14 protein-coding genes and 2 pseudogenes are annotated in these 24,522 nt (G+C 71.2%); 10 read left to right on the top strand and 6 right to left on the bottom strand.

Features of this window, described 5'->3' with window-relative positions:
• Positions 1-13 precede the first annotated feature (13 nt).
• Both ACZ60B_RS18090 and ACZ60B_RS18095 read left to right on the top strand, forming a co-directional pair.
• Positions 14-6,454 carry an RHS repeat-associated core domain-containing protein gene (locus ACZ60B_RS18090; RefSeq protein ID WP_469388023.1) on the top strand — a complete coding sequence of 2,147 codons (6,441 nt, stop codon included), beginning with the start codon at positions 14-16 and terminating at the stop codon, positions 6,452-6,454.
• 8 nt (positions 6,455-6,462) lie between these two features.
• Entirely contained in the window at positions 6,463-6,939 is a 477-nt protein-coding gene (locus tag ACZ60B_RS18095; protein ID WP_469388025.1) for a hypothetical protein, read from the top strand.
• Positions 6,940-7,015: 76 nt separating this feature from the next.
• On the opposite strand, the gene ACZ60B_RS18100 is transcribed toward ACZ60B_RS18095, so the two are convergent.
• Positions 7,016-9,400 carry an RICIN domain-containing protein gene (locus ACZ60B_RS18100; RefSeq protein ID WP_469388027.1) on the bottom strand — a complete coding sequence of 795 codons (2,385 nt, stop codon included), beginning with the start codon at positions 9,398-9,400 and terminating at the stop codon, positions 7,016-7,018.
• A 258-nt stretch (positions 9,401-9,658) separates the two neighbouring features.
• On the bottom strand, positions 9,659-12,262 hold the full coding sequence (locus ACZ60B_RS18105) for a PA14 domain-containing protein (protein WP_469388029.1): 2,604 nt from the start codon (positions 12,260-12,262) through the stop codon (positions 9,659-9,661).
• A 158-nt stretch (positions 12,263-12,420) separates the two neighbouring features.
• On the opposite strand from ACZ60B_RS18105, the gene ACZ60B_RS18110 reads away from it, so the two are divergent.
• The 5 genes from ACZ60B_RS18110 to ACZ60B_RS18130 all read left to right on the top strand — a co-directional run bounded on the left by ACZ60B_RS18110 (position 12,421) and on the right by ACZ60B_RS18130 (position 18,180).
• Entirely contained in the window at positions 12,421-13,434 is a 1,014-nt protein-coding gene (locus ACZ60B_RS18110) for a LacI family DNA-binding transcriptional regulator (protein WP_469388031.1), read from the top strand.
• A gap of 146 nt (positions 13,435-13,580) precedes the next feature.
• Positions 13,581-14,678 (top strand): ABC transporter substrate-binding protein, encoded by a 1,098-nt coding sequence (locus ACZ60B_RS18115; protein WP_469388033.1) that lies wholly within the window; start codon positions 13,581-13,583, stop codon positions 14,676-14,678.
• Between the two features lies 1 nt (position 14,679).
• Positions 14,680-16,197, top strand: a complete 1,518-nt coding sequence (locus ACZ60B_RS18120; RefSeq protein ID WP_469388035.1) for a sugar ABC transporter ATP-binding protein — start codon at positions 14,680-14,682, stop codon at positions 16,195-16,197.
• Entirely contained in the window at positions 16,190-17,152 is a 963-nt protein-coding gene (locus ACZ60B_RS18125; protein WP_469388036.1) for an ABC transporter permease, read from the top strand. The genes ACZ60B_RS18120 and ACZ60B_RS18125 overlap by 8 nt, the downstream gene beginning before the upstream one ends.
• Positions 17,149-18,180 carry an ABC transporter permease gene (locus tag ACZ60B_RS18130; protein ID WP_469388038.1) on the top strand — a complete coding sequence of 344 codons (1,032 nt, stop codon included), beginning with the start codon at positions 17,149-17,151 and terminating at the stop codon, positions 18,178-18,180. The genes ACZ60B_RS18125 and ACZ60B_RS18130 overlap by 4 nt, the downstream gene beginning before the upstream one ends.
• A 77-nt stretch (positions 18,181-18,257) precedes the next feature.
• Here ACZ60B_RS18130 and ACZ60B_RS18135 read toward each other — a convergent pair.
• Positions 18,258-18,605, bottom strand: a pseudogene (locus ACZ60B_RS18135) (MFS transporter); the annotation flags it as partial.
• Here ACZ60B_RS18135 and ACZ60B_RS18140 point away from each other — a divergent pair.
• A pseudogene (locus ACZ60B_RS18140) lies at positions 18,591-19,013 on the top strand (ArsR/SmtB family transcription factor); the annotation flags it as partial. The pseudogenes ACZ60B_RS18135 and ACZ60B_RS18140 sit on opposite strands and share 15 nt — an antisense overlap.
• Before the next feature lie 9 nt (positions 19,014-19,022).
• On the opposite strand, the gene ACZ60B_RS18145 reads toward ACZ60B_RS18140, so the two are convergent.
• A complete protein-coding gene (locus ACZ60B_RS18145; protein WP_469388039.1) occupies positions 19,023-19,250 on the bottom strand; it encodes a hypothetical protein in 228 nt (75 codons plus the stop codon).
• A 273-nt stretch (positions 19,251-19,523) separates the two neighbouring features.
• Complete coding sequence (locus ACZ60B_RS18150; protein WP_469388041.1) at positions 19,524-20,246, bottom strand: SMI1/KNR4 family protein; 723 nt, start codon at positions 20,244-20,246, stop codon at positions 19,524-19,526.
• A gap of 173 nt (positions 20,247-20,419) precedes the next feature.
• Between ACZ60B_RS18150 and ACZ60B_RS18155 the strand changes: the two genes are divergently transcribed.
• Both ACZ60B_RS18155 and ACZ60B_RS18160 read left to right on the top strand, forming a co-directional pair.
• Positions 20,420-23,005 (top strand): glycoside hydrolase family 5 protein, encoded by a 2,586-nt coding sequence (locus tag ACZ60B_RS18155; RefSeq protein ID WP_469388043.1) that lies wholly within the window; start codon positions 20,420-20,422, stop codon positions 23,003-23,005.
• Between the two features lie 246 nt (positions 23,006-23,251).
• Positions 23,252-23,707, top strand: a complete 456-nt coding sequence (locus tag ACZ60B_RS18160) for a hypothetical protein (RefSeq protein WP_469388045.1) — start codon at positions 23,252-23,254, stop codon at positions 23,705-23,707.
• Positions 23,708-23,737: 30 nt separating this feature from the next.
• On the opposite strand, the gene ACZ60B_RS18165 is transcribed toward ACZ60B_RS18160, so the two are convergent.
• Positions 23,738-24,310, bottom strand: coding sequence for a dihydrofolate reductase family protein (locus ACZ60B_RS18165; protein ID WP_469388047.1), 573 nt, complete (start codon positions 24,308-24,310; stop codon positions 23,738-23,740).
• Between the last annotated feature and the right edge of the window lie 212 nt (positions 24,311-24,522).

A 24,522-nucleotide genomic window follows, 5' to 3' on the forward strand; every position in this document is an offset into this window, starting at 1 on the left:
CGTCGGGTCACTCGTGCTGGCCCTGAGCGTGCCGATCGGGCTGGCCCCGATGGCCCAGGCGGCCGACGCGCTCGGCCGGCCCCACACACCGAAGACACGCAGCGCCAAGATGGTCCCGGCCGGCCCCGCCACGGCGAAGGCGGCCCGGGAGCGGCTGGCCCGGGCGCAGGCCCACAACCGGGCGGAGGGCGCCAAGGCGCTGGCCGCCCAGCACGCCACCTGGCCCAGCCCCGCCCGCGCCGACCTCGTCCGCGGCAGGCGCGCCGAGGTCGGCGGGCTGCCGGTCACCCTCACCGCGTCGACCCCGCCTTCGGCCGAGGACAGGGCGAAGGACAGGGCGAAGGCCAAGGCCACGACCCCGGCCCCGACCGCGGCGAGCGTGCAGGTGCTCGGCCGGAAGGAGGCCGCCGCCGCCGGGATCAAGGGCGTACTGCTGTCGGTGACCGCCGACCGGGCCGGCACCACCGGACTGGACGTGGACTACTCGTCGTTCGCCTCGGCCTACGGCGGTGACTGGGCCGGCCGGCTGCGTCTGGTGCAGCTGCCCGCGTGTGCGCTGACCACGCCGCAGAAGGCGTCCTGCCGCACCGAGACGCCGCTGGCCGGATCGCACAACGACATCGGCGACCGGACCGTCTCCGCCCAGGTCCGGCTGGCAGCCACCACGGCGTCGGCCACCGCCGCCACCACGGCGTCGGCCACCGCCGTCGTGGCGCTCGCCGCGGCCGCCGGTGAGTCGGCGTCCGGTTCGGGCGCGTACACCGCCACCCCGCTCAGCCCCTCGTCGTCCTGGCAGGCCGGCGGCTCCTCGGGCTCCTTCTCCTGGTCCTACCCCATGGCCACCCCGGCCCCGGCGGCCGGGCCCGCCCCCTCGGTGACCCTCTCCTACGACTCCGGCGCCATCGACGGCCGGACCGCCAACAGCAACAACCAGGGCAGTGTCGTCGGTGAGGGATTCGACCTGTCGTCCGCCTCGTACGTGGAGCGCTCCTACGGCTCCTGCGACGACGACGGCCAGGACGAGAAGTTCGACATGTGCTGGAAGTACGACAACGCTTCCCTCGTCCTGAACGGCAGGTCCACGACCCTGGTCAAGGACGACACCACAGGCACCTGGCGGCTGAAGGACGACGACGCCTCGACCGTCACCCACGGCACCGGTGCCGACAACGGCGACGACGACGGCGAGTACTGGACGGTCACCACCGGCAACGGCACCAAGTACGTCTTCGGCCAGAACAAGCTGGACGGCGCCGGCACCGAGCGCACCGACTCCACCTGGACCGTCCCGGTCTTCGGCGACGACTCCGGGGAGCCGGGCTACAGCAAGGGCACCACGTTCGCCGACCGCGCGCTGACCCAGGCGTGGCGGTGGAACCTCGACTACGTCGAGGACGTGCACGGCAACGCGATGTCGTACTGGTACACCGCCGAGACCAATTCCTACGCCAAGAACAAGGCGACCACGGCCACCGCCGACTACACCCGCGGCGGCTACCTCACCAAGATCCTCTACGGCCAGCGCAAGGACGCCCTGTTCACCGGCACCGCCTCGCACAAGGTGACCTTCGACTACGCCGAGCGCTGCACCGCCGCGGACTGCTCGGACCTGAAGGACTCCACCGCCGACCACTGGCCCGACGTGCCGTTCGACTCCATCTGCAAGAACGGTGACGACTGCGACTCCAAGAGTCCCTCCTTCTTCACCCGCAAGCGGCTGACCGGGGTGAACTCCTTCGCCTGGGACGCGGCGAACAGCACGTACACCGCCGTGGACTCCTGGGCGTTCACCCAGCACTTCTACGACGGCGGCGACCTCGGCGACACCTCCGACCAGGTGCTGGTCCTCGACTCCATCACGCGCACCGGCAAGGCGGGCAGCGACATCGCCCTGCCGCCGGTGACGTTCACCTACGACAAGCGGCCCAACCGCGTCGACGGCACCGACGACATCGTGCCGCTCTACCGGCCCCGTATCCGCACGATCGTCTCCGAGACCGGCGCGGTGACCACCGTGACCCTCTCCGACCCGGAGTGCGTGCGCGGCCAGACCCCGGACGAGGACGACGACCACGCCTCCTGCTACCCGGTGTACTGGCACATCAACGGCGCCGCGGAAGCAGGCCTGGACTGGTTCCACAAGTACCGGGTCCTCGCGGTGACCACCACCGACCCCACCGGCAAGAACGCCACCACGGAGACCGACTACACCTACTCCGACCCCGCCTGGCACTACGACGAGAACCCGCTCACCCCGCAGGACGAGCGGACCTGGTCGCAGTGGCGCGGCTACGGCAGGGTCACCGCCGTCAAGGGCACGGACGCCGTGAAGTCCAGGACGGTGACCGTCTTCATGCAGGGCATGAACGGCGACCGGGTGCAGGGCTCGGACGGCAAGCTCGACCCCACCGCCCGCAAGTCGGCGAGCGTGAAGGGAGTCGCCGTCCCCGGCCTGACCGTCGCGGACCAGACCGACAGCGAGCAGTACGCCGGCTTCACCCGGCAGCAGGTCACCTACGACGGCAGCCGCGCCGTCGAAGTGACCGTCAACGACCCCTGGTCCAAGGTGACGGCCACCCAGCACGCTTCCTACGCCGACACCGAGGCCTACTTCGTCCGCACCGGCAGGACCGCCACGTCGGCCTATCTGACGGTCAAGGACTCCTGGCGCACCCACACCACCTCCACCACCTTCGACGCCTACGGCATGAAGGCCACCGAGGACGACGCCGGCGACACCGCCAAGAGCGGTGACGAGACCTGCACCCGCATCTGGTACGCCCGCAACACCACCAAGGGCATCAACAGCCTCGTCTCCCGCTCCCGCACCGTCGCCCGCACCTGTGCCACCGGCGAGGACCAGCTCGGCCTGCCCACGAAGGTCGCCGACCGCGGCGACGTGCTCTCCGACACCGCCACCGTGTACGACAACACCTCCGCCACCGCCTGGAGCGCGAGCCAGACACCGACCCTGGGCGACGCCTCGTGGACCGGACGGGCGGGCGCCTACCCGGCGACGGTCAGCGGCGGGGAGCGCGCCCCGACCGCCTGGCAGACCACGGCCAAGACCGGCTACGACACCCTCGGCCGTCCGACCAGCGTCACCGACGCGGCGAACTACACCACCACCACGGCCTACACGCCCGCCGCCGCCGGTCCGCTGACCATGGTCATCAAGACCAACGCGGCCACGCAGAAGACCTTCACCTACTACGAGCCGGCCCGCGGCAACGTCATCCGCTCCTTCGACATCAACAACAAGCAGACCCAGTCCACCTACGACGCCCTCGGCCGGGTCACCGCCATCTGGCTGCCGAACCGCACCAGCGACCAGCCCGCCAGCTACGTCTACGACTACGGCATGAGCAACACCGCCCCGTCCTGGACCTCGACCGGCGCCGTCAAGGCGGACGGCGACACCTACGAGACGGTCTACTCGATCTTCGACGCCCAACTGCGGCCCATCCAGACGCAGAAGCGCAGCCCCGAGGGCGGCCGGATCCTGACCGACACCCGCTACGACAGCCGCGGCCTGGCCTACGAGACCTACGCGGACGTCTACGACAGCAAGAACGCGCCCTCGGGCACCTACGCCCGCGCCGAGTACGGCGGCACCGCCAAGCAGACCGCGACCACCTTCGACGGCGCCGAGCGCCCGGTGACGAGCACCTTCTTCACCTACGGCGTCCAGCGCTGGTCCACCACCACCAGCTACACCGGTGACTCCACGGCCACCACGGCCGTGCAGGGCGGCACGGCGAAGCGCACCATCACCGACGCCCTCGGGCGCACGGTGGAGACCCGCCAGTACCCGTCCACCTCACCGGACGACGCGGCCTATGGCGGCACCGCCACCGCGTACAGCGCCACGAAGTTCGCCTACACCCTGGACGACAAGCAGGCGACCGTCACCGGCCCGGACAACAGCGCCTGGAGCTGGACGTACGACCTGTTCGGCCGCCAGGTGAAGTCCACCGACCCGGACAAGGGCACCGAGACCACCGGCTACGACAACCGGGACCTGCCGGCCTGGACCAAGGACGGCGCGGGCCGGGTGGTCATCACCGCCTACGACAAGCTGCGCCGCCCCACCGCCACCTACAAGGCGCCGGCGGACGCCGATCTGACCTCCACCACCGAGGAGCAGACCCCGGCCAACCAGCTCACCGCCCTGGCCTACGACCCCGCCGGCTACAAGGGCCAGCTGTCGTCGTCGACCCGGTACACCAACGGCGCCGCCGACACCGCCCACGCCTACACCCGCAAGGTCACCAGCTACGACAGCCTCTACAACCCGCTGGACTCCACGCTGACGCTGCCCGGCGACGACCCGATGGTGACCTCCGGCGCCGTGCCCTCGGCGACCCTGTCCTTCAGCGCCCACTACGACATCACCGGCGCCCAGAACCAGGACGTCCAGCCGGACGCCGGCGGCCTGCCCAAGGAGATCATCGACACCGGGTACAACGAGTACGGCCTGCCCGCCACCCTCAGCGGCGCCCAGAGCTACGTCCTGGCGAGCGACTTCACCGCCACCGACAAGGTCCAGCAGCTCACCCTCGGAGTCTCCGCGGCCGCGGGCGTCAAGAAGGCGTACCTGTCCAACACCTGGGACGAGGGCACGGATCGGCTGACCCAGTCGGTGGTCACCGACGACACCCACGCCTGGCAGCTCCAGCAGCTCAACTACGACTACGACCAGGCCGGCAACGTCACCTCGCTCACCGACCCCACCACCCTCGGTGGCACGAGCAGTGCCGACAACCAGTGCTTCGCCTACGACGGCTACCAGCGCCTGACCGAGGCCTGGACGCCCAAGACGGCCGACTGCTCCGCCACCGGCCGCACCAGCGCCAACCTCGGCGGTCCCGCTCCCTACTGGACCAGCTACGCCTACAACCCCGCCGGCCAGCGCACCACCGAGACCAGCCACAGCACCACCGGCACCACGACCGCACGCACCTACTGCTACAACAGCACCACCCAGCCGCACACCCTGACCGCCACTCCCGCCGGGACCGCCTCGGGCGTGTGCACCGGAGTCACCGCGGCCTACGGCTACGACGCCGCCGGTGACACCACCGCCCGCCCCGACGGCACCGCCACCCAGTCCCTGGTCTGGGACGCCGAAGGCAAGCTCGGCAGCCTCAAGGAGATTGCCGGCTCCGCCACCAGCACCACCGGATACATCTACGACGCCGACGGCAACCTCCTCGTCCGCCGCAACACCGGTGGAGAGAGCGTGCTCTACCTCGGTGCCACCGAGGTCCACTACAACGCCACCACCGGCAAGAAGTGGGCCCAGCGCACCTACAGCCTCGGCGGCACCACCGTCGCGGTGCGCTCCAACCAGAGCGGCACCTCCACCCTCACCTGGCTCGCCGCCGACCGGCACAACACCGCGGGCCTCGCCCTGGCTGCCACCGACCAGGCCATCACCAGGCGCTACACCACCCCCTTCGGCGCCGACCGCGGCACCGCGGTGACCACCTGGCCCGACGACAAGAAGTTCCTCGGCAAGGCGGCCGACGCCGCCACCGGCCTCACCCACGTCGGCGCCCGCGAGTACGACCCGCTGCTCGGCCAGTTCATCAGCGTCGACCCGCTGCTGGACACCTCCGACGCCCAGTCGCTCAACGGGTACGCCTACGCCGACAACAGCCCGCTGATGGGCTGGGACCCGGACGGCAAGGACAACTGGTGGGCCGACCCCACCATGAACAAGCCGGTGGAGAAGGGCGGGACGCCCATCAGCCAGGACCTCGCCAACGAGCAGGGCTTCGGCTCCCTGTGCAACCCGAACAACTGCTCCGGCTTCGACCCGAGGAAGATGCCGGCCGGCGGCCCGGCCTACGAATACCCCCCGGTCCAGGCGGAGGACGCCAACCGTCCCGGGTGGGGCACGCTGAAGACGACCCCGCACGACAAGACCGTCTTCTTCATGGCCGGCTCCATGGCCCTGTCATACGTAGCGATGAGAGGCTGGCAGCGCGGCTTCAACCTCATGGAGCACTGGATGGAGAACGACGGCGCGACGGTCGAGCTCAACGTCGCGGACATGATGAACAGCCTCTCCTTCATGCGCAAGCAGGTCGGTCAGCAGATCAAGCTGGGTCATTTCGACAGCGGCTGGCGTGGCAGCAGCGTCGCCCGAGGGCGTGAGCACGGCATGAACAAGGGTGCCGACGCCGACGACTACTACTTCGCGCTCAACGGGTACCAGTACCGGGTGCGGGGAGACACGGTCATGAAGCGCGGCCAGGTCACGGGTACGGTCACCGTCGACGTGTACAAGAGGTACAACTGGGGGAACATCGGCGGCGGCAAGCTCCGAGGCGATCTCGGTGTGGGCCCCTTCAAGCCGCTGCGGCAGAACGACATGGCCCACCTGAACTCGGTCGGGCTGGCTCGCGACTTCGATGTCGTCGGTCACCAGACGTTCAACATCGGCTAGGAGACATCGTGTTCGACCGCCTGACCCGGATGCCGGCGTTGTTCGTGGGTGTGTTGCTCGTCGGAGGGCTGGCCGCCTGTGATCCTGACGGCCTGCACTCCGCCGAGCACGCGGGGCCGTTCCCGCACGAGTCCCCGTCGGACGCCGCCGACGTCAGCCTCGACCAGGCCCTGTCCGATTACGGCGTCCGCCTGCCCAAGGGGGCCGAGGACATCGCCTACGGTGCCCTCAAGGCCTTGGACGGGTACCCGTTCAACGTCCAGTTCTCGGTGCCGTGCGACGCTGTTCCGGCGTTCGTCCGGGACAACCGGCTCGCCTCCGCCGGGAAGATGACCCCCGACGAGGTGCTGACGGACGTCATCGACGCTGGCTTCACGCCGGATTCCGGTCCGGCCTACGTCCGGGCGAAGGGATCGAAACTCCCCAAGGTCACCGGGGCGGTCTTCGAACGCTCGAGCACCTGCCGGGTGTTCCTGGCCGGCTGAGCTCCACCGGGCGACGGCGCCCCCTCTTCCTCCGGCCGGAGGAAGAGGGGGCGCCGTCCGTTGTGCCGTGTCCCGCTCAGAGCAGGCGCCACAGGTGGTCGTCGGTGCCGTTGTCGTCGAACTGCACGACCTGGGCGCTGTTCTGGGTCGACATGCCGTCGACGCCCAGGACCTTGCCGCTGTGCCGGTTGCGCACCAGGAACCAGCCGTCGCCGCGGTCCACCAGGGTCCACAGGTGGTCGTCGGTGCCGTTGTCCTCGTACTGCACGACCTGGGCGCTGTTCTGGGTCGACATGCCGTCGACGCCGAGCACCTTGCCGCTCTGGCCGTTGCGCACCAGGAACCAGCCCTCGCCCTTGTCGATCAACTGCCAGGCGTGGTCCCCGGTGCCGTTGTCGTCGAACTGCACGACCCGCGCGCTGTTCGCCGTGGACATCCCGTCGACCCCGAGCACCTTCCCGCTGTGCTTGTTGAGGATGCGCCGGTACGGCGGCTCCGGCACCCAGGGCGTGCCGTCCGGGGCGGCCGTCGGGAACGAGGAGATCCGCAGCCTGGCCGCGCCCATCGGGACGAGCGTCACCTGTTCCACGGCTCCCGTGGCCCGGGCCGGACTCTGTTGCAGCGGGGCGACCACGTGCTCGTCGTCGGCGACCCACTCGGGAACCCGGCGGGCCTCGGCGGTGAGCGTGAGCGGAGTGGTGCCCTGGGTGAACGGGTTGGCCGCGAGCGGGCCGGACGCCCGGTGCAGCACCGGTGAAGTGCCGGGCACCAGACCGTAGTTCCAGGGCGTCGTGGCGTGGACCGCGTACTCGGGGAAGGTGTCGTCGCCGGCGTACCGGTCGTACCGCTCCCCGATCCTCAGCGCGTAGGCCAGCGGGCCGTGCGCGACGCTCACCGCGCCGCGGTCGGCGGACCAGGTACGGATCGTGGTGCGCTGCGGCAGGGTCAGGGTGACGCGGTCGCCGTTGCGCCAGGTGCGCCGGACGCGTACGAACGCGGGCCCGGCCTGGGCGGCGACGGCCGTGCCGTTGACCCTCAGCACGGGTGTCGTGCACCAGCCCGGCACCCGCAGCAGCAGCGGGAACGCGACCGCGCGCGGGGTGGACAGGGTCAGGGTGACGGTCTCGTCGAACGGGTAGTCCGTGTCCTCGGTGACGGTGACCGTCGTGCCCGCGACGGTCGCCGTCACGCTGCTGGGCGCGTACATCGCGGCCGCCAGCCCGCCGTCCGGGGTCGCCAGCCACAGTTCCTCGCCGAAGTAGGGCCAGCCCATGCCGTAGTTGTGCGGACAGCAGCGGTACTGGTCGACGCCCGGCTGGTACGACTGCATGGCGAAGCCGTTCTGGAACTGGCCCTCGGTCTTGCGGACGTCGTCCAGGTCCACGCAGTTGGCGCTGGTGATGTAGTGCACCGCCTTGCCGTCGGGGTCGAGGGAGGCGGGCAGCAGGTTGAACGCCAGCTCCTCGCAGCGGTCCGCCCACACCGGGTCGCCGGTGATCCGCGTCAGCAGCTCGTGGCTGGCCATGAACTCGACGATGCCGCAGGTCTCGAAGCCCTGCCGCGGGTCGCCGAAGCCCGGCCTGATGTTCTCGTCGCCCGCGATCCCGCCGCCGGGGAACTGCCCGTAGCCACCCAGGACTTGGTCGTACGTGCGGTACGCGGCCCGGGTCAGGTCGGTGGAGCCGGAGCGCTGGGCGTACTGGGCCGGCTCCCGGAAACCCTGGGCGATGTTGACGTTGTGCGCGCTGGGCAGGGGGCCGGTCCAGTCGGCGCCCCAGGCGTGCATCTTGTCGACGAGGTCGAGGAGATAGGACTCGCCGGTGCGGCGGTACAGCCACAGCGCGATGTCCATCCCGTCGCCCCAGCGCAGGGACACCCAGCTCGAGTCGAACGCGCCGGATCCCTGGGCGTTCATGAAGCGCAGGAACCGGCCGACGAAGGGCACGATCCGGGTGTCGTGCGCGTACTCCTCGTAGGTGCGCAGCGCCTGGAGCAGGGGAAGGAAGGGCCAGAAGTCCGGGCCGCCGTTCAACGCGGTGCGCAGGGCGCGCGGGCCGAAGAACCCGTCGCTCTGCTGGGTGACGAGGACGGCGTCGATCCAACGGCGGGCCGTGGCGAGGGCGGTGGAGTCGCGGGTGGCGATGGCGAGGGGGACGTATCCGCGCAGCCAGTAGGGGAGTTCCTCCCAGCCGTCGCGTTCGGGGTGGGCCCAGCCGCTGGTCGACAGGTCGAGGAAGTGGGAGCGTTCGGCGTAGCGGCCGCACAGTCCGGCCAGTTGCATCCGCAGTTGGCCGGCGAGCCAGCCGCGGGCGGTGATGCTGCCGGGCGGCAGCCGGGTGAAGGCGTCGGGGGCGAGGCCGGCCGCCGCGGCCGCGGGCGCCGCCGGGAGCAGGGCGCCGACGGCCAGGGCGCCGACGGTGAGGCCTCCGGTCTGCAATAACTGTCGCCGGGCGATGGCCATACGGCTTCTCCAGTCGGGAGTGGGGGGTTTGGGGGGTGGGGGGTGAGGGGGTGAGGGGGTGAGGGGTGAACGGGGGAGTCGGCTGAGGCCGCCTCCCGGACCGCCGGCCTGCCGGGCCGCGAGACCGCCTGACCGTCGGCCCAGGCGGTGGCGCGGCCCGCCCACCGCCCGTGAGCGGCGGGCGGACCGCACCCGTGCGGGGATCGGCACGGCTCTCGGCGGGGCGCGGGGAGGCGTCCGCCGAGAGCCGTCACCGGGTCAGGCGCAGCCGGCGGGCGTCGCCCGCGAGGCGTCGGCGATCAGCGCCCGCTGGGCCGCGCCGAGCCGCTCGACATCGGGCTTGACCACCTTGCGGTCGTACGTCAGCAGGCCGTTGAGCTCGCCCTCGACGTCCGAGATCTGCGTGTAGACGGCGCCGTTGCCGCCCCGGCAGGCCAGCGCGTGCACCTCGGCCAGCTTCTGGAGGTAGTCGTCCGTGTAGGTCGAGGGGTCGACGTCGACGTACGACTGCTGGACCGACCAGGCGTGACCGGGGACCGCGAGCCCCAGACCGCCGTACTCGCCGCTGACCAGGGCGCGTCGCCCGTCCGGGTGGGGCGGCAGCGCGGGACTGGGATAGCCGTGCTCGTCGATGATGTCGCCGGTTCCTCCGTCCGCCCCGAGGTTGATGCCCGACATGCTGTTGACCAGCCGCGTCGGGTCCCAGGCCTTGGCCTGGTCGGCGATGCGGGCCATGTCGTACTGGCCCCATCCCTCGTTGAAGGTGACCCACATGACGACCGACGGGCTGCTGATGTGCTCGTCGATCATCTGCTTCATCTCACGCTCGTACTCGGCACGGGCGGCGGTCGACGGGTTCACCCCGGCCGTCATCGCGGGCATGTCCTGCCACACCATCAGGCCCAGCCGGTCGGCCCAGTAGAACCAGCGGTCGGGTTCCACCTTGATGTGCTTGCGTACGGAGTTGAAGCCCATCTTCTTGTGCATCTTCAGGTCGTAGGCGAGCGCGCTGTCGGTCGGCGCGGTGTACAGACCGTCCGGCCAGAAGCCCTGGTCGAGCGTGGCCATCATGAAGACCGGCTGGCCGTTGAGCACGGTGCGCGGTACGCCGTTCACCTTCTCCACCGTGATCGAGCGCATCCCGAAGTAGCTGCCGACGCGGTCGTGCCCGACGGTCACCTCCAGGTCGTACAGGAAGGGGTCGTCCGGTGACCACAGGTGGGCCTTCGGGATCCGCAGGGTGAGCGCCTTGCCGCTGCGGCCGGTGACGCTGGCGACGCGGCGCTTCCCGGCGTACGCGGTGGCGGTGACCGGCAGTCCGGCGCGCACGCCCTGCGGTTCGATCGTCAGGGTGCCCGCGGCCACGTCCGGGGTGAGCTTGAGCGTGTCGACGTGGTCGGCGGCGACCGGCTCCAGCCACACGGTCTGCCAGATGCCGGAGGACGGGGTGTACCAGATGCCGCTCGGGTCCAGGCGCTGCTTGCCCACCGGCGGGTTCTCGCCGCCGGCCGCGTCCGTCGGGTCGTAGACGCCGACGATCAGCTCCTGGGTGCGGCCGGGCTTGAGTGCGTCGGTGATGTCGGCGCTGAACTTGTCGTAGCCGCCCTGGTGTTCGGCGACCTTGTGGCCGTTGACGTACACCTCGGCCTGCCAGTCGACCGCGCCGAAGTTCAGCTGGAGACGCTTGCCGGAGCCGATCTTCCAGCCGGCCGGGACGGTGAAGGTGCGCCGGTACCACATGCGGTCCTCGTGCCGTTCGAGGCCGGACAGCTGTGACTCGACGGGGTAGGGGACGAGGATCTTCTCGCCGAGGTTCCTGCCGACCGGCGGCTGCTCGCCGGCCCGGGCGGCGGCGAACTGCCAGGAGCCGTTGAGGTTCTGCCAGGCGCCGCGGGTCAACTGCGGCCGCGGGTACTCGGGGTGGGCGTTGCGCGAGGAGACCTCGTCGGCCCACTTCGTGCGCAGTTCGTACGTGGACCGGTTGGCGCCGCTGCTCCAGAAGGACTTGACAACGTTGCCGTCCTTCCCGGTCAGGCCGCCCGCGCCGTCGTAGCGGACGTCGGCGAGGCCGGAGGCGGTGCCGTCCTTGTTGCCGACGACGGGCTGTTCCAGCGTGACCAGGAGCGATCTGGGGTCGGCGGGGTCGAGCCGGGCCGCGCCGAGCGGCCAGGTCGCGCCGCCGATCACGGCGTCGATGTGGTCGGTGAGGTCCGCCGGGGGAGTGGCGAGGGGCTGCGCGAAGTCGAGCCGCAGCGTGCGGCCGTCCGCGCGGACGGCCGTGGCGGTGGCGCCGTCGTAGTCGTAGCCGGCGGGCAGCCGGAGCGCGGACGACGGGACGGCGGTCTTGGTGCCGCCGGGCGGGGTCCAGCGCAGATGGAGGTTGGAGCCTCCGTAGTGCTCGAAGTACTCGACCTTGATGTCGTAGGCCTTGCCCGCGGTCAACTCGACTGGTGCGCCGGTCTGTTCGCGGTCCCAGTCGTCGACCCAGTGGTCGATGACCAGGGTGTCGCCGACCCAGAGGCGGAAGCCGTTGTCGCCGATGATCGAGAAGGTGGTGGGGCCGGTCTTCTCCGGCACGATCCGGCCGGTCCAGCGGACGCTGACGTCGTCCGACTGCCCGGTGGCGAAGGACAGGCGCGGCTCCAGGGTGTCGAAGTCGAGGTTCGGGTCCAGTCCGGTGGCCTTGAGCTGGTGGAAGTCGAAGGCGCCGGGGGCCGACTGGGTGTAGTACTCGCCCTTGAGGCCATGGACCTCGACGGGGTCGTCGGCCGCGTGCGCGACGGGTGTCGCGGCGAGTCCCGCGGCGCCCAGCGCTGCGGCGAGCAGCAGGGCGAGGCGTTGCCTGAGGGGTTTGGTGCGCACTGATCCTCCTTGGCTGAGGAAGGGTGGCGGCTCGTTGCTTCAGTCTGTACAACGTTGGAAGGAACGGCAGTTGGCATGAGAGCACGGCTCCCGGCCGCTGTCCAGGGGCAGAGCACAGGCTCCGAGGACGCGGCGCCCATCGACGCTGAGGAGATCCCTTGCGGGTCAGCCTGAAGGACGTGGCGGAACGCGCGGGCGTTTCGATCAAGACGGTGTCCAACGTGGTGAACAACTATCCGCACGTCACCCCGGCGATGCGGGCCCGGGTGCAGTCGGCCATCGACGAGCTCGGCTACCGGCCCAACCTGACCGCGCGGCACTTGCGCAAGGGGCGTACGGGGATCATCGCGCTGGCCGTTCCCGAGCTCGGCAACCCGTACTTCGCGGAGCTGGCCGGGGCCGTGATCGACGCGGCCGCCGAGCACGAGTTCACCGTCCTGCTCGACCACACGCGCGGCGACCGTGAGCAGGAGATCCTGGTCAGCCAGGGCCTTCCGGCCCGGGTGATCGACGGGCTCATCCTCAGCCCGCTGGAGCTGGAGGCCGAGGACCTCCAGGGCCGGTCCGACGACGTGCCGCTGGTGCTGCTCGGCGAGCGCGTGTACGACCTGCCCTACGACCACATCGCGATCGACAACGTGGCCGCCGCCCGGTGCGCGGTCCGTCATCTGCTGGGCCGCGGCCGGACCCGGATCGCCTACCTGGGCGCGCGCACCGACTCCGCGAACCGGCCCGCCCACCTGCGGCTGGCCGGCTGGCGCGAGGAGCTGGGCGCCGCCGGGGTACCGGCCCCGGACAGCCTGGTGGTGCCGGTCGGCGGCTGGGACCGGGACGACGGGGCGCGGGCGATGGCCCAGCTGCTCGACTCGGGCGTGCGTCCGGACGCCGTCTTCGCGTACAACGATCTGATCGCGATCGGGGCGATGCGGGTGCTGCACGAGCGGGGGCTGCGGGTGCCGTGGGACGTGGCGGTGGTGGGCTTCGACGACCTCGCCGAGGGCCGTTTCGGGGCGGTCACCCTGACCACGGTCTCACCGGACAAGCAGGCCATCGCCCGGATGGCCGTCGCCTCGCTGCTGCGCAGCCTGTCCGGGCGGGAAGTGCCCGGTGGGCGTGAACTGACCGCGGAATTCAGGCTGGTTGAGCGGGAGAGCACGCTGGGGCGACGCTGACGGGATTTCGAACGGAGGGGGTTTACAGCCTCCTTCCAACGATGTAAAAACCTCACCGGAACGACGAGCACGCCGAGTTGACCGCAAGAGCCAGCCTCCCCGAGAGCGCTCTCACGCCCCGGGGCCGCGCCGTTTGGGGGACTCCCATGAAGACCACCGCAGTTGCCCGTCCCGCCTTCGCACGCCACCTCCTCGCAGCAGGCCTCGTGACGAGCCTGGCGCTCGTGACCGCATGCACCAAGTCCGAGGACGACTCGGGCAAGAACACCTCCAGCGCCACGCAGGACGACGCCGGGCAGCAGGTCGCCTCACCGAGCACCGACTCCGGACCCACCTGCGCCATCGACGCCTACGGCGGCAGCAAGCTCGACCTCAAGGGCGCCACCGTCGGCTTCTCCCAGTCCGAGAAGGAGGCCAATCCCTTCCGGATCGCGGAGACCGCCTCCATCAAGGCCGAGGCGCAGAAGCGCGGCATCAAACTGCTCACCGCCAACGCGCAGTCGCAGTTCTCCAAGCAGATCAGCGACGTCCAGGACCTCATCGCCAAGGGTGCGAACCTGCTGGTCATCGCACCGCTGAACTCCGACGGCTGGGAGCCGGTGCTGCGCGCCGCGGCCGCCAAGCACATCCCGATCGTGACCATCGACCGCAAGATCAACGCCACCGCCTGCAAGGACTACGTGAGCTTCATCGGCTCCGACTTCGTCCAGCAGGGGCAGCGGGCCGCCGACCAGATGATCGAGGCGACCGGCGGCAAGGGCGAGATCGCCATCCTGCTCGGCGCGGCCGGCAACAACGTCACCACCGAACGCACCAAGGGCTTCGAGGACCGCATCAAGGAGAAGGCCCCCGGCCTGAAGATCGTGTTCCGGCAGACCGGTGAATTCGCCCGTGAGAAGGGCCAGTCGGTCACCGAGAACCTCATCCAGTCCAAGCCCGGCATCACCGGTGTCTACGCCGAGAACGACGAGATGGGCCTCGGCGCCGTCAACGCCCTCAAGGGCGCGGGGAAGAAGCCGGGCGACGTCAAGATCGTCACCATCGACGGCACCCGCAACGCCGTCCAGGCCATCGTGGACGGCTGGATCTACGGCGTCATCGAGTCCAACCCGCGCTTCGGCCCGCTGGCCTTCCAGACCCTCGACACCTTCACCCAGGGCCAGAAGGTCGGCCAGGACATCGTCATCCAGGACAGCTCCTACGCCAAGGGCAACGCCCAGACGGACCTCGGCAAGGCCTACTGACGTGCTCTCGGTCACCAACCTGTCCAAGACCTTCCCCGGCGTGCGCGCGCTGTCCGACGTGGACTTCACCGCGCACGCCGGGCAGGTGCACGCGCTCGTCGGCGAGAACGGCGCGGGCAAGTCGACGCTCATCAAGGTGCTCACCGGGGTGTACCGGCCCGACGCGGGCGAGGTGTCGTACGACGGCGCCCCGGTGCGCTTCGCCACCCCCCTGCAGGCCCAGCAGGCGGGCATCTCCACCATCTACCAGGAGGTCAACCTCGTCCCGCTGATGAGCGTGGCCCGCAACCTCTTCCTCGGCCGCGAACCGCGCGGCCGACTCGGCCTGATCGACTTCGGACGCCTGCACCGCGAGGCCGACGAGGCCCTGCGCAGGCTCGGCATCCGGGTCGACGTACGCCGCCCGCTGCGCGAACTCGGCGTCGGCGCCCAGCAGATGGTCGCCCTCGCGCGGGCCGTGGCCGTCGACGCCCGCGTCGTCATCATGGACGAGCCGACCTCGTCGCTCGAACCACGCGAGGTGGCGACCCTGTTCGGGGTGATCCGCATGCTGCGCGAGCGCGGCGTCGCGGTGATCTACGTCAGCCACCGCATGGACGAGCTGTACGAGATCTGCGACGCGGTCACCGTCCTGCGCGACGGACGCGTGGTGCACACCGGCCCGCTGGCCGGCCTCGACCGGCTGCGGCTGGTGTCCATGATGCTCGGCCGGGAGATCGGCGAGGTACGCACGGAGGGCCTGACCAAGTTCTCCGGCTCGCACACCGCCACCGCCGAACCCGTCCTGCGCGCGGAGAATTTGACGGTACGTCATCGTGTGCGTGACGTGTCGCTCGCGCTGCGGCCGGGCGAGGTGGTGGGACTCGGCGGGCTGCTCGGCTCCGGCCGCAGCGAGACCGCCAAGGCCATCGCCGGAGCGCTGCCCACCGACGCGGGCCGGGTGAGCGTCGCCGGAACCCCGGTACGCACCGGCTCCACCGCCGCCGCGATCCGCGCCGGCATCAGCCTCCTGCCGGAGGACCGCAAGGCCGAGGGCATCGTGCCGGGACTCTCCGTACGCGAGAACATCGCGCTCGCCGCGCTGCCCGCGCTCTCCCGTTTCGGCCTCGTCGACGACTCCCGCATCGACCGGATCGTCGAGACCTTCATGGAACGGCTGCGCATCAAGGCGGCGGGTCCGCACCAGAAGGTCGGCGAACTCTCCGGCGGCAACCAGCAGAAGGTACTGCTGGCCCGCTGGCTCGCCCTGCACCCCAAGGTGCTGCTGCTCGACGAGCCCACCCGCGGCATCGACGTCGGCGCCAAGGCCGAAGTGCAGGCACTCATCGACGAACTCGCCGACGACGGACTGGCCGTCCTGCTGATCTCCTCCGACACCGAGGAACTCATCGAGGGCAGCGACCGCGTGATCGTCCTCAAGGAAGGCGTGGTGGTGCGCGAACTGACCGGCGACGACGTCACCGAGGACGGCCTGATGCGCGCCCTCGCATCCGCACCCGCGGGAGGACAGGATGGCTGACCTCGCACTCGCGCGCGGCACCCTGGACCGCGCCCGGCTGCTGCACCTGCTCCAGGAGTACGGCGTCTACGCGGGCGTCGCGGTGCTGCTGCTGTTCAACTTCGCCTTCACCCCGTACTTCCTGTCCACGGAGAACTTCCGCACCCAGGCCGTCCAGGTCGCCCCCGTCCTCGTCGTCGCGCTCGGCATGGCGCTGGCGATCGGCACCGAGGGCGTCGACCTGTCGGTGGGCTCGGTGATGGCCCTGTCCACCTCGCTGCTCTCCCTCTACCTCGGCTACGGGCCCTGGATCGCCGCACTGATCGCGGTGCTCGGCGGCATCGTGGTGGGCATGGCCAACGGCGCGCTCGTCGCCTTCGTCGGCGTCCAGCCCATCGTCGCCACCCTCGCCCTCATGGTCGCCGGACGCGGACTGGCCCTGGTGCTGCTCCCGCAGCTCAAGGACGTACGCGATCCCGGCATGGCGGCGCTCGGCTCCGGGGACGTGCTGGGCGTGCCCTACCTGGTCCTGATCGCCGCGGCGCTGGCGTTCCTGGTCGCGTTCGTGGTGCGCCGCACCACCTTCGGACGCCAGGTCCTGGCCATCGGCGACAGCCGCCCCGCGGCCCGGCTCGCCGGACTGCCGGTCAACAGGGTGCTCGTGGTGGTCTACGTCTGCTCCGGAGCCCTCGCCGCCGTCGCGGGCATCCTCGCCACCGCCCGCCTGACCGCGAGCGACCCCACCTCCCTCGGCACCCTGATGGAGCTGTCCGCCATCACCGCCGTGGTCGTCGGCGGCACCCCGCTCAGCGGCGGACGGGTACGCATCGGCGGTACCGTCGCGGGCGCCGTACTCATCCAGCTCCTCACCACCACCCTCATCAAGCACGACCTTCCGCCGTCGTGGACCCAGATCGCCCAGGCCGTGGTGATCGTCCTCGCCGTCTACGCGGCCCGGGAACGAGGCAGGCGATGACCGCCCACACCGAGGAGGCCGGCGTGCCGGTCACGACCGACGACCCCGCCGGGGACGGACCCCCGCGCGCGAGCCGCTCCGACCGGCTCGGCGCCTTCGCCCAGCAGCACGGCGCGCTGGTGACCCTGGTGATCGCCATGGTCGTGGCGTCCCTGAGCTTCGACACGTTCCTGACCGGCGACAACCTGGAGAACATGGCGCTGTCCTCGGCGTTCCTCGCCGTGGTCGCCCTCGGTATGACCTTCGTGATCGTCACGGGCGGGATCGACCTGTCGGTGGGCTCGCTGTTCGCCCTGGGCGGTGTGCTCGCGGCCTGGGGTTCGCGGTACGGGAGCGCGGTGGCCCTGCTGCTCCCGCTCGCCGTGTGCGGGCTGATCGGGCTCGTGAACGGGCTGCTCATCGCACGGGTCCGGCTCGCCCCGTTCATCGTCACCCTGGCCGCGATGCTGGGCGCCCGCGGCCTGCTCCTGGCGATCACCGACGAGGGCTCGACGACGTATCTGGTCGACAAGCACTCCTTCTTCGCCTCCCTCGGCCAGGGCTCGCTGCTCGGCATCGGCGTACCCGTGTGGATCACCGTGGCCCTGTTCGTGCTCGGCGCGGTGGTGCTGCGGCGCAGCAGATTCGGGCAGTACGTGTACGCGGTCGGCGGCAACGAGGACGCCGGAGCCCTGATGGGCGTGCCGGTGGCCGGTACGAAGGTCGCGGTCTACACCCTCTCCGGGCTGTGCGCCGGACTCGCGGGCGCGCTCAACGCGGCCTGGCTGGTGTCGGGCGTGACCATCCTCGGCACCGGGATGGAACTGGAGGCGATCTCCGCCGTGGTCATCGGCGGCACCCTGCTCAGCGGCGGCTTCGGCTTCATCAGCGGCTCCCTCGTGGGTGTGCTGCTGCTGAAGGTCATCCAGAACGTCATCAACCAGATCGGCTCGCTGGACTCGGCCTACCAGCAGGTCGTCAGCGGGGCCTTCCTGGCCGTGGTGGTCGTCGCGCAGACCTGGCTGGGGCGTCGGCGCCGGGTCCTGTGAGTCGGAGCTCCCGTCACCGACCGGTCCGAGGCGCACCGGCCGGTCGGCGACGGCGGACCCACTCCTGTCCGGAGCACTTACGGGATCCGCGGCCGCTTCGAACCGTCGTCGGCGACATCCGTACCGGTGGCGACGGCGGAGGCGGACAGCAGCGTCGCGGCGGCCGGGCCGCCCCACAGGACGGCCGGACCGCGCGGCGCGAGAGCGGTGATGACCGTGGGGGAGACGGCGGGACCGAAGCCCGTGGAGAGCTCGAAGCGGGCCGGGGCGCGCCCCGCCGCCCGGGCCGGGGCGAGCGCCGTGACCAGCGCGGTGGCACTGCCGGCGTAGATGATCTCACCGAGGGTGCAGACCACGGACACCGCCGCGACGGCGGGCGCACCCCAGCCGGCTCCCAGGGAGGCGGCCGCGTGGACAAACCCCAGGACAAGGCGACCACCGCCCGAGGCGCCGGGGTCACCCTCATCCCCGGAGTTTTTGGCCGCCCGCACCTGGCCGTGGTCCACGCGCCCGGCCGGCAGCCGGTGGTGCAGTACCCGGTGGCCGATCCGGGTCCGGCGGAGCCGGTGTCGCCGGAGACGGTCACCCTGTGGCTGGAGGCACTCGCCCGTCCGGTACGGCTGCTGCGCACCCTGGCCCGCGGCCCGCACACCACCGGCGAGTTGGCCCACACCTGGGAGCTTTCGCCGCCCGAGGTCTCCCGCCACCTCGCCGTCCTGCGCCGCGCGGGCCTGCTCAGGACCCGACGGCACGGCCGCTACGTACGCTACGCCCTCAAGCTGCCCGATCTGACGGCCCTGGGCGCCGACCTGCCGGCGGCCGTACTGCGCTGACCCGGTTGATCAGTCGGCGCCGTACGGCGTGACGGGCGTGTTCCAGACGGCGTCGTACCTGGCGACGACCGCCCGCAGTTCGCGGGCGCTTCGCGCGGACATGGCCTGGAGCACGACGTCGAGGAGTGCGCGGGCCTCCAGCGGATCGCCGCAGCAGTACCAATGCGTGTCGTCCCACTCGACGTCATGCCACAACTGACGCTCGGGGCGCTGGACATACTCCTTCCACAGGCGCATGGCCGCGCCGACGCCTCCGGGGTCCAGATAGTTCCTCGTGCGCTCGAGGCAGGCGATCTCGGAGAGCGCCCGCCGGGACAGACCGTCGATGACCGGTCTCGCACCTGCTGTCCGGCTCCGCGGCGGAAGGGCGGTCCGGAGCTGTCCTGGCCGGCTACGCGGCATGGACCTTTCGGGTCGTCGTCATACGGGCCATGCTGCCACGGTCCCGTACGACGCCTCCAACGGATTTGCTCGCCCCGTAGATCACCAGGCCGGACAGCGGTGGGTACGTCAGCACACCCACGAGGCCGGCAGGTCCCCGCGCAGCGTCTCCAGGTCGTCGGCCGTACGACCGCGCGCGTGGACCCAGCACAGGTCGAGGTCCCCGTCGCGGCGGATCAGACGGCCGGGCGCGGAGTACCAGCGCAGGGGCGATTCCTGCGGGCCCACCCACATCGGATGGTCGGGCAGCGGCACCCTGGTGTAACGGTCGTACAGGTTCGCCAGGAGCGCCTCGGGCAGTTCGCAGGCGTCGTAGAACGTTCCGGCCCCCAGCAAGGACTCGCTGAGCACCAGCTCCACCCAGGCCGTCGACATGCGGTCCAGGAACGGGATCCACCCGTCGTGGGACTCCACCAGGACCGGAGGGTCCTCCTGTTCGATCAGGTCGAGGGGGATCCCCCACGCGGCACAGTCCTGGTTCTCACGACGGAAGACCAGGATCCCCTCGGGGCCGTCGGCCACGAAGAGGCCGCCCGGCGCCACCAACGGGTCCTGCTCGGCGGTCAGATCGGTCCGGCGCCCGAACAACCGGTAGCCCTGGCGCAGCACCTGGGGCAGCGCGAAGCCCAACTCGGCTTCAACAGCGTCCAGTTCCTCGCTGGAGAAGCCGTCCTGCGGCCGCAGCGGGACGCCTGTCCACTCCGTCGCGAACCGGCGTACGAAGTCCCACGCACCCGAGGGGCCGCGCACCCCGCCGCTCAGCGCCACCGCCACATCGAAGGTGTCCGACATGGCCCGGACGCTACACGCGGCCCACTGAGCCTGCGCCGGACGGGCCTCCCGCCGAAGCCGGAAGCGGTCCGCGGCTACCATGTCGTCCAGACCTGCCGGGACGCGTGTGCCGGGAGGAATTCCCTGCTCACAGGCCTTCCGCAGGCCTTCGGGCTGCTCTATCTTCTCCATCCATGCTCGATGATCAGCGCGGCGGCCGTCGGCTTGCCCGCATCGCGTCCCTCACCACCGCGGTCGTACTCGCGGTGCTCTGTGCTGCCCTCGGCCATGTCGACGGCACCGGACTGTTCGCCCCGGAGAACTGGCCGGACGCGGGATTCGTACCCGGCAACGCCACCAGCCCCGCCTGGGCCACGGTGGTGTTCCTGCCCCTGCTGATCGGTGGCGGCGCGGTGGCCGTCCACCGGGTGGTGCGCGCCGTCGCTCCCCGCGCGAGGGCGCGCTGGGTCTTCGGCGCGGTCTGGTCGAGTCTGATCCTGGTGGCGTTCCTGGCCAAGCTGGTCTACAGCGTGCTGCTGCTCGCGATCGCCGGCACGGACGGGCTGCACCTGTTTCCGACGGTCGGGTCGCTGCTGGCCGAGTGCGGTCTGACCGGGGCGAAGTACGCCGCGTTCGGGCCGCTGGTCGCGGGCCCGGCGGCGTCGGCGTACCGGATCGGCGTGTGGCGCCTGCGCCGCAAGGCCGTCGGGGGCGACGACCAGGGCGTCGAGGGCGGTGAGCGCGCCGCAGGGCATGCGGGCGGCGTCGACATCAACCAGATCGCCGGGTGCGCCTGGCTGCCCGCCGGTGTCGCCGTGGCGCTCCAGGCGGGTACCGGTGTGTTCGCCTGGGCCGCCGGCCCGGTACCCGGTGGCGTGGCGGTGGCGACGCTGGTCGCCGGGGGCGTGGCGGTGCTCGCCGGTGTCGTGCTCTGGCGCCGGGTGGTGTCGCCCGGGCTGCCCCAGGCCCGTACCGGGGTGACGCTGTGGTCGCTCGCGACGACGCTCACCGCGGCGGGCGTTCTCGGGTTCGTGCCCCTGTGGGTCCTCGACGGGGGTCTGAACGGTTTCGGCGGGGCGCTGTTCCCGGTCGCGTCCGTGCTCGTGCGGGTCGCGGAGGGGGTGACCGCGGGCGCGTGCGCCGGCGTCGTGTGCGTCCCCTGGGTCGCGGAGCTGGCCTGGCGGCGCCGGACGCAGCCCTCGGCCGAGCGCGGCCGTCTCGGCCATGCGGCCCGGTGGGCGCCGCCCGTCGCGGTCGCCGCCGTGCTGGCGCTCGCCACCGGCTCCCTGCCGTCGGGCACGCCGGACGCACCGGTGGCCCTCGTCGACGCGCGGACACAGGCCGCGGGCCGCGACCCGAACAGACTGCTTCCGCTGACCGTGCTGCGCCGGGACGGACAGCCCCCGGTGATCGGCGACAGCGCGGGCCGGCAGGTGCTGCTCCGCGGCGTGAACGTCAACCAGCTCATCGACTACGGACAGCCCGACCCGGCCAAGCCCACGGTGTGGCCCCTGGAGGACTCCGACTACGCGCTGATGGCCCGGTACGGGTTCGACGTCCAGCGGCTGGCCCTGTCCTGGTCGGCCCTGGAGCCGAAGCGAGGCGTCTTCGACGAGGCGTACCTCGCGCGGGTGCGCAGCGCGGTCGACCAGGCCGCCGCCCACGGGATCCACACCGTCCTCGACATCCACCAGGACACCTTCTCGAAGTACGTCACCGCCGCGCCGGGCACGCGGTGCCGCGCCAACGCGTCACCGGAGTTCGGCAACGACGGCGCACCCGAGTGGGCGACCCGCACCGACGGCGCCCAGGCCTGTGGCTTCCTCGGCCGCGACCTCGCGCCCAATGTGCAGCAGGCGTTCACCAACCTCTACGACGACACCGACGGCATCGGCACCGAGTTCGCCCGCGCCTGGGGCCGCCTCGCCGAGACCTTCGCCGACGAGCCCGCCGTCGCCGGCTACGACCTCCTCAACGAGCCCGGCCCCGGCAACGCCCCGGGCGTCACCTCCTCGCTCCTGCTCGGCCGCCTGTACCAGCAGGCGATCACCTCGATCCGGGCCGCGGAGGCGAACACCCGCGGCGGCTTCCACCACCTGGTGTTCTTCGAACCCTCGATCCTCTGGTCGGGCCTGGGCTTCGACACCACCCCGCCGGCCGGGTTCGCCGACGACCCGCTGCTCGTCTTCTCGCCGCACCTCTACAGCGAGTCGATCACCATGGACCAGGGACTGGGCGTCACCCTGACCTCGATCGAGCAGGGCTACACCACCGCCGAGCGCACCGCCCGGGCGTACGGGGCGCCGCTGTGGTCGGGCGAGTGGGGATGGTTCGGGGAACCCGAGGACTTCCGCTCGCGTTTCAACCGGTTCCTGGAACGGCAGAACGCCGACATGCTCGGCTCGGCGATCTGGGTCTGGAAGAAGGCCTGCGGTGATCCGCAGAACGACCCCGCGGCCACCACCTCGGGCGGCGGCGTCGTGCTGTACACCTGCCCCGACGGCAAGCCGCTGCCGAGCCCGGCCTTCGAGACCACGGCGCTGTCCCAGGCGTACCCGCGCAGCGCTCCCGGCCGTCTGACCTCCCTCGAGTCCTCCGCCACCGACCGGGACCTGCGGCTGTCGGGTACCGGGAAGGGCGTCCTGGACGTGTGGCTCCCCGGCGCGAGCCGCCCGACGACCACGGTCCGCGGTCTCACCGGCGTCCAGCTCTCGGCGCAGCCCGGTGGCTGGCGCCTGACCGCCCAGGCGACCGGCCCGTACACCCTCCGGGTGAGGTAGCGGCACGGCACCCCACACGCAGCCGCCGTCACCCGACTCCGGCGTCGTGGAGTTCTGCGCCGTCGGGAATCCGGGGAAAGCTGATCCAGGGGTACGAGGTGGCGGCGGCCTGCCGCGGATCGAAGGCGAGCACGGCATCGCGGAACGTCCGGGGCGGCAGGCAGCCGGCCGGCCTCCAGCCGGCCCACGTCGCGTCGCGCACCAATTCCGGTGACAACAGCCCGCGTTGACGGCAAGATCGCGCACGTGAACACCCCTCCGCCGACGTCCGGCCCCTTGCCTTCACCGCGGCCGGACCCGCGCTCCCGCGACGTCGTGCCCGACGGCTCGGACATGCACGGCCTGGTCGCCGGTGCCACGGAGGGGCCGACGACCGGCGACCTGGGCGGGGCGCTGCACGAGGACCGGCTCGCCGTGCTCTGGGAGGCGCACCTTCGTGCGCCTTTCCCCGACGGCTTCCGCGGCGTGGACATCGACGGCGTGGACCTGGTCCTGCTGGACGCGGACGTCGCAGGTCTCGTCATGGGGGAACTGGACGGCGCACTCGACGGCCACTGGATCGCCGTGCTCTGGGCGTGCATCGCCGACCTCGACAAGGTCGTTCCGCTGATCGACGAGGATTACTGTGCCTCCTACTTCACCGGACTCGCGGCGCTGGCCAGGCTCGTGGCGGCCCGGCACCTTCCCGCCGCGACGGACTGACGGGCGCGTGGTGACGGCCACGCGGTGCCGTCAGCGGACCACGTCGAAGACCTGCTTCTGCAGACCGTTGGCGTAGACCTCGTGCTCGACCAGCTTCAGCTTCTGGGTGTCCTTGTCCGTCGTGCTGAACAGGCGCTTGCCCGCACCGAGCAGCAGCGGGAAGACCAGCAGGTGGTAGCGGTCGATCAGGCCCGCGTCCGAGAGGCCGTGGTTCAGGGAGGCGCTGCCGTGGACGATGATCGGGCCGCCGTGGGTCTCCTTGAGGGCGGCGACCTCGTCGAGTGAGCGCAGGACGGTGGTCTCGCCCCAGCCGGAGACGAGCCTGTCCTCGGTGAGGGTAGTGGAGACGACGTACTTCGGCATCGCGTTGTAGTCGGCGAAGTCCGCCATGTCCGGCCACACCGGGCTGAACGCCTCGTAGCTGGTCCGGCCCATCAGCATCGCCGTGGCGTCCTTCTGCTCGCGGCCCTTGATGTCGAACGCCTCGGGGAGGAACTCGATGTCTTTGAAGGTCCAGCCGGAGTTCCGGTACCCGGCTTCGCCGCCGGGTGCCTCCACCACGCCGTCGAGCGAGACGAAGGCCGTGCTGATCAAGGTGCGCATGAGAGTCCCTCGGTTTCCCGGTGATGTCCGGTTCACGGTGTTGTCCGGCTGCCGTTCCAGCATGCGTCCGACAGGATCAGTTGTCAAGAAAAGAAAAATTGTCGGTGTCGGCGTCGACGCCGCCGTCCACGCGTCGCGTCGGGTCCGCAGCCCGCCGCGGCAACAGTTCGGCCCGCCGGGTGTCCGGCGGGCCGAGGTGTGCGGCGGTAGGG

The sequence above is a fragment of the Streptomyces sp. NPDC104096 genome, from assembly GCF_055584385.1.

Bases quoted from the DNA above. Each gene is read 5' to 3' on its own strand.
- ACZ60B_RS18100 (WP_469388027.1), bottom strand. From the start codon at position 9,400: ATGGCCATCGCCCGGCGACAGTTATTGCAGACCGGAGGCCTCACCGTC.
- ACZ60B_RS18115 (WP_469388033.1), top strand. From the start codon at position 13,581: ATGAAGACCACCGCAGTTGCCCGTCCCGCCTTCGCACGCCACCTCCTC.
- ACZ60B_RS18125 (WP_469388036.1), top strand. From the start codon at position 16,190: ATGGCTGACCTCGCACTCGCGCGCGGCACCCTGGACCGCGCCCGGCTG.
- ACZ60B_RS18130 (WP_469388038.1), top strand. From the start codon at position 17,149: ATGACCGCCCACACCGAGGAGGCCGGCGTGCCGGTCACGACCGACGAC.
- ACZ60B_RS18145 (WP_469388039.1), bottom strand. From the start codon at position 19,250: ATGCGCCTGTGGAAGGAGTATGTCCAGCGCCCCGAGCGTCAGTTGTGG.
- ACZ60B_RS18150 (WP_469388041.1), bottom strand. From the start codon at position 20,246: ATGTCGGACACCTTCGATGTGGCGGTGGCGCTGAGCGGCGGGGTGCGC.
- ACZ60B_RS18155 (WP_469388043.1), top strand. From the start codon at position 20,420: ATGCTCGATGATCAGCGCGGCGGCCGTCGGCTTGCCCGCATCGCGTCC.
- ACZ60B_RS18165 (WP_469388047.1), bottom strand. From the start codon at position 24,310: ATGCGCACCTTGATCAGCACGGCCTTCGTCTCGCTCGACGGCGTGGTG.